The sequence below is a fragment of the Pseudomonas aegrilactucae genome (assembly GCF_019168305.1).
GTDB lineage: Bacteria > Pseudomonadota > Gammaproteobacteria > Pseudomonadales > Pseudomonadaceae > Aquipseudomonas > Aquipseudomonas aegrilactucae.
In genome coordinates, this window is the sequence record NZ_JAHTBI010000025.1 from 1 (window position 1) to 6113 (window position 6113).

Here is a 6113-nt window from a genome sequence, read left to right on the forward strand (position 1 = left end):
TTTTGAGACAGGACACTAGTTGAATTTGGTTGGCTGGATCACCCGAACCATTCCACAGCCCTGAGTCTGTGGACCACAGGCGCAGCGCAAATCCAGGGCGGGCAGCAAGCGTGCGGCGATCCGAAAGCCCCCTTCGTTATGATCCTGCAATGATAAACCGGCACGGCGTGGGAAGCGAAGTCAGGCTGCGTTGGTATGCGAACCCCCAACTCGGCGATCCGCGGCGAGCAGGGGCATGCAGAACCTAACGATGCTCTTGGATACTTACACCAAGGACTTAGCTGATTCCGTCGCAGCGATGGCTCGGACGGCAGTCCTACTCCGTAAGTGGTGTTAGCCTGAAAAAAATGGCACATTGCCATTGAATTCTTGTTTTTTACCCTCATCTGCAAGAGGCGCGATTTAACTCGGTCACGGATTAGGGCGATTAAATGTCTTCTGGCTCATCAACCTCGTCACGCAGCAGCACGACTACAACCAATTTGAGCGATCAGGAATTGGCTGTCTGGCTGGATAGATGTCTGACACAAAAGCACCGGGTGGCGTACGTCACTGCGGACTACCTCTGTAAGCTAGTTGATCTCGATGAGGCGAGTCTCGTTTTACATCCCGCTGACCCAGGACCGATAGCAAAATCGAGTCTTAAAAAACTGGTCCCCAAAGGCTTGCTCTACGTTCTGGACATGGGGCTTGAAGCCTTGCTTTCCGCCCACACCGCAGATAGCACGTGGGCATATGTGCTCGTACAGAGTAAGCCCCAGGTGGATGTTTTCATCGCGACCCGGGATGGATTGCTCGGTAGGACCAGTGGTCGGGGACCAGAGATCTCGGAGAAAACGGCACAAAAGGTTTGGGCTGATGCGGGTGCAAGATGCATGTTTGAAGGCTGCGGGCATGATCTGTCAGAGATTGCCTTGTGGACCAAAGCTGCCCGAGTCGGATATTTGGCACACATCGTTGCATCGGATCCAGAAGGGCCGCGGGGTAGTCAGACTGATTCGCACCGTCTCGCCAATGTCCCCGATAACATCATGTTGATGTGTGATGAGCACCATCGTCTGATTGATTCGTTTGCACCTCAGTTTTATACCGCCGAAATCCTGAACGAAATGCGCCAGTCTCACCGGGATATCGTACGGAATTATCTAAATTCACTGGCGTTTCCGCGTACTAAAGCGGTGACTTTGCATGCTAATTTGGCAAACGTGCCGACTTACTTTCATGACTCGGAGCTGATTGAGGCCATTGTGGCGACCAGACGAGCCATGGAGCCAGGTGTCGTCCATTACGTGCGCCGCAAATCACAGCGAGATGACCGTCATCTGCCAGAGTTTTGGTACCAATATTTGCGGGAGCATGAGCATCATATTCGAGAGCTCGTCACCGGATTCAATTCCAGCAGCGGCTTGAGCACCGAAAGTCTGGCCATCTTCCCTCTGCACCATATTCCTACCTTGGTTCTGGCCGGTCGAGTGATGGGTGAAGCGCAGGCCATTCAAGTCTTCCAGTACGACAAGGTTCGCAAGACCTGGGCGTGGGACCCAAAGGCCACTGCTCCTTCACCAGGTACTTTCAGCGTTAGCCCTTTGCCAGCGGTTCGCGCAGACGAAGTTTTTATAACACTCGAGCTGTCGGCCAGTCTTGATGAGGATTCACTGTCTCCTGAATTCAGGCGCGCGGTCGATTCCGGCGAGATCCCTTGGATTCGTGTGACCACGTCAAAGACAGGAGCCGACTGTATCGGGTGTCCGGAGGATCTTGAGCAGTTTTCGCAAGCTGCGCGCAAAGCAATTGTTCACGCTCAAGACGTGATGCGAGTTGCAAAGGTCCACCTCATCGCGATCAGCCCTGCCAGCACGGTGTTCCGTTTCGGCCAGATGTTACAAGCAGGTCACCACCCCGAGTACGTGGTTTATGACCGCGCAGGTCGCGACTTCAAATTTGTTCCTGCCCTATCGATCACAGGTCATCACGTATCCGCCACTCACGGGCAGCAGTCCATCACTATTCCTCTTCGATAACGAGCCTAATGCCATGAGCCAAACCAAAAGTGCTGAGCTGGTGATCCACGCCGAACGGTCACGCCCTGTTCGATTGAAGGAATCCTTTGAGTCGTATGCGGGTCTACTCGATGGCCTGGCATCCGACTCTCGAAGCATGCAGCTCGAATACTCGCATTGGGAAAAAGCGCTCAATGCGGTGAATGAGCACATCGCGGTGCGTGATGAGGAAATCGAGGCTGCCAAGGGGGCTTATCAGGAAGTGGCTGAGCTACTCGCTTCCAATCTTTCGTGGCCACCCGAAGCCATATCAATTCTGCCTCAGGGCTCGGTCAGTACCAAAACTTTGATACGGTCGCCTAATGGAAGAGAGAAATTTGACATCGACGCAGTATGCCAGGTGGACATCTCTCGTATCGAAGCCTCCGAACCAATGGCATTTTTTGAATCCATTGGGAATGCTTTGGTTGATCTGAACGCTGAAGCAAAAAGGCGTTGCTGGAATATCCCTTTCCCACAGCGGTCGTTCTACCTGGAGTTCACGCCATCGGTACCATTGAATACTGTTCCTCGGAATACGTATGAGTCCATGGCTCCGCGCTATCGCGCTGTGCGATACGAGGGAACGGCATTGGCAGTGGTGGATACCCCTACTACAAGCTGGAAGACCTCCAATCCGGCCGGTATGAGCAAGTGGGTGGACGATACCGCCAAGCGTGCGCTGATTCTTGTCCCAGCGATGGAGGCATTGGCGAAGAACCGGGTAATGGATAGCATTGCACCAGTGCCAGATCAAACCGTGGAAATTACCGATACCCTCCGAGTAGCCATTCGCCTGTTCAAGCGTCATCGGGACATGTGCGTTAGGCGTGGCCTCATTGAAGGGGGGACCAAGCCGATCTCGGTGATCATTGTTACCTTACTGACCACTTGCTATGAAGGCTTGGCGGATCTGGGGCGTGTGTTCCAGCATCCGGTGGAGGTGCTGAATGAGCTCGCGCTCTACATGCCGCACCTGGTGCTTAAGCTTGACGGCAAGTATCGAGTAGATAACCCCACCGTCGAGGGAGAGAATTTTGCCGAGAAGTGGAATGATGATGGGGAAGAGCGTTTCCGATCCTTTATGACCTGGTGCGATGCGCTGTCAGCGGATCTCAAAACCATTCTGGCATTAACTGAACCACAAGCTATTTCCAAGCGTGTGCGGGAGGTGTTCGGTATTCCGGCGCCGACTGGCGGGGGCGGCGTGTTGCCTACAATAGAGACCCCAAAACCTAAAGCCACTCCGGTTACGACTGGACTCGCTTGAGTAGTGGGGAGAATCAGTTGACTTTGAACTTGGCCCTCATACGCGAGCAATTTCCGGATTTGCTGCCTTCAGCCTTTCGCCGGGAAGGGGGCATCACTGCTTACCAGTTGCAGTTACCTACTTTTCAGGAGGGAAGGGGATTTAAGTGGGCCGAGTTACGTCTGCCTGCCGAATTCCCAGGGTGCGCCAAGGCATTCATTCAGCTCTCCTCCGATGCGGTGCTGAGGCTTCCGCACGTTGACGATAACGGGGCTCTTTGCATGGACGGTGACCCCGGACCAGGCTCGGGCCACTCCGCGGAGGAGAGGGTTCTTTTCCTTCTGAATGCTTACTTGGAGCAGTTTCTCAAGCCTTGGTTGAATGGTAGCTTGGACGAAGCCTTTGAGACGGAAGCAATCAACTACTGGGTTATCGAGGTTGCTCGGGCCCGGTCGCAATACGACCCAGTGACCGCAGTCTGGACCGTAGACCCACCTCCCAAGAAGGCAATGATCAGGAGCGGAATGCTCCTGACGCCGAACAGGATCATCGTGGCCGCCGATGAAGCTCTACGCATCACCAATCGCGTAGTTCAGTCGTTGGGGGCTGAGCAACGTACTGCGGTGTTGATTGCTGACGTCCCGATTTCATATGTGCTTACGCCCAGCACCTGGCCTAAATCTATGGGTGATCTGGAGCGCATACTGAAAGGTCGTCTTCTTCCCGCGGACTATTCACAGTTCCAGATACACCGTAGTCGCCGCGGCCGAGAGATACACCGTGTAGTCTTATTAAGGAATGCTCAATTTGCTTTCGCGTACCTGCTTCCAGGCGGCCCACCGACGGTTCGGGATATTGGGAAGGGTAAAGGTAAACGAAAAAAATCGTTTCCTTCTCCATCCAAAGTACTACCACTTATTACGTCTCGCCTAGACCCAAACTGGACAGCCGGTCGAGATCAGCATCCAGAGGTTGACCGGCGCCAGGCAAAACATGTTCTGGTGTTAGGAGCGGGGGCTCTAGGGAGTCCGATAGTCGACCACCTCGCCAAGGCTGGAGTCGGCAGGATTTCTCTGGTTGATGCTGACACCATGTCTCCAGCGAATGTCGGGCGACATCTACTTGGCGCAGAGTCTATCGGTGAGAGCAAAGCACGTGCAGTGGCCAAGCGAGTTAATTTGGCCTTCCCTTCGACCGAGGTAGTTCCATACTTCAAGAATACGGCCGCATGGCTGAAAGAAAATTCATTGGCTGATGTGCACGCAGTGCTCGATCTCACCGGTGAGCCAGATGTGAGAGCGCAGATTGAGAACGCTCGACAAAAGCATCCATGCCCGCTGTTGGTAGGTTGGATGGAGCCCTATGTGGCTGCTGCTCATGCTTGTTCTTTACCATCGGGGCAATTGTGGCTACAAGGCCCGATAGATCCGTTGTATAGCTTACAGGCGGTGGTGTGGCCCGATGAAGTGATCCAACAAGAGCCTGGGTGCAGCAGCCGGTTCCAGAGTTACACCGCAGCTGCAGCCGAACACGCCGTCGCCTTGGTTGCTGAGTCCGCGTTGGAGATGATCGATGCAGTCGAACCATTTCCTCCTCGAGTGCGGAGCTGGGTGCGCGGGCAGCTTTATTTGGATAAGCATTGGCCGGGATTGAAGCATAATGAGTGGGCGAGTATTGCATCTGGATTCGAAGGCCTGACCCTGATAAGGCCATTTCCATGAGCAGGGTCTTTTTCTATCCCGACAACAGTAAATACGTGCTGTTTACTGATCACGTCCTGGCACACATGTACAGCTATGCTCAACGTCGGTTCTGGCAGAAGGAAGCTGGAGGGGAGATTTTTAGCCCAGAGCCGGACTCTCACGGGCTGATCATCAGTAACGCCATGGGGCCGAATCCTGCTGACCGGCGAAGCAGGCACGCTTGGAATCCAGATGTAAAAGCCTCTGATAGGAACAGGCAAAGTGAATTCGAACAATACAGGCATGCTGTAGGGTTGTGGCATACACATCCAGAGAGTACGCCATCACCCTCTTGGCGTGACCAGAAAACTACCTGGGACTATCTTGATTCCTTTGAGGGTGACAGGAATCGTTATTTCATGGTGATTATCGGCAACTGCGGCAGCATTCCAGCCATGACTGTCTGGGTGGCTAGCGGCGAATCATCCCGCGACTGGATGCAGTTAAGCGAAGATAAAAGCTGCTCGCAATTGGACAGTCCTAAGAAGGGCGATTGCAATGTGTTGCAGCCCAAGCAGGTAGCTTTTCGTGAGGTAATGCGGAACAGAGGTATTCTACCCTTACGCTGAACGGGTGCCTTAGGCTCTGTCTGAAAAAAGCCGTCGCATACACCGCTTGACGCAAGCCAGCGAGAGCATCGCGGCATAACTTTTTGCGAGCTTGTGAAAGCGCGTGAGGATTCGGCGTTTCTCTTTTAGTAGCCGAACATACGTTCGATAATGTTGCGCTGTCGGTATTTGGGCCGGTCGAACAGCCTGGGTAAGCGTAATGGCGCTGAGTTTCTACGCCAGGTCGTGCGTACGATGCACACCGTCTTGGCTGGCAACAGTGTGGCATTCACGAGCAGCCCCGGTATCGCAACGGCACGACCAAGCGGTTTGGTGGGCACATTTTTGATTGTGTCTGTCACGAACACGCCATCAAACATCGGCTGACCAAGGTCTACCACCCGTGGATCAATGGCCAGGTCGAGCGCATGAACCGAACGATCAAAGACGCCACCATCAAGGCGCATCACTATCCCGACTTCGCTGCGCTGAAGACGCAAATACTGGCCTTCGTGAGTAACCGTCCGGCGAAGTC

At 54.0% G+C, this 6113-nt stretch carries 4 protein-coding genes and 1 pseudogene; 4 read left to right on the forward strand and 1 reads right to left on the reverse strand.

Annotated features, from left to right (window positions below; genetic code table 11):
- Positions 1-482 precede the first annotated feature (482 nt).
- From KUO17_RS07895 to KUO17_RS07910, 4 genes are read left to right on the forward strand one after another with little or no spacing between them, the layout of a single operon-like run.
- Positions 483-2021 (forward strand): SAVED domain-containing protein, encoded by a 1539-nt coding sequence (locus KUO17_RS07895; RefSeq protein WP_209967610.1) that lies wholly within the window; start codon positions 483-485, stop codon positions 2019-2021.
- Positions 2022-2034: 13 nt separating this feature from the next.
- Complete coding sequence (locus tag KUO17_RS07900) at positions 2035-3309, forward strand: nucleotidyltransferase domain-containing protein (protein WP_217974838.1); 1275 nt, start codon at positions 2035-2037, stop codon at positions 3307-3309.
- A 17-nt stretch (positions 3310-3326) separates the two neighbouring features.
- Positions 3327-5009 carry a HesA/MoeB/ThiF family protein gene (locus KUO17_RS07905; RefSeq protein ID WP_217974840.1) on the forward strand — a complete coding sequence of 561 codons (1683 nt, stop codon included), beginning with the start codon at positions 3327-3329 and terminating at the stop codon, positions 5007-5009.
- Positions 5006-5599, forward strand: coding sequence for a Mov34/MPN/PAD-1 family protein (locus KUO17_RS07910; RefSeq protein WP_217974842.1), 594 nt, complete (start codon positions 5006-5008; stop codon positions 5597-5599). The genes KUO17_RS07905 and KUO17_RS07910 overlap by 4 nt, the downstream gene beginning before the upstream one ends.
- Before the next feature lie 9 nt (positions 5600-5608).
- Here the strand turns inward: KUO17_RS07910 and KUO17_RS07915 are convergent.
- Positions 5609-5793, reverse strand: a pseudogene (locus KUO17_RS07915) (IS5/IS1182 family transposase); the annotation flags it as partial.
- Positions 5794-6113: the final 320 nt, after the last annotated feature.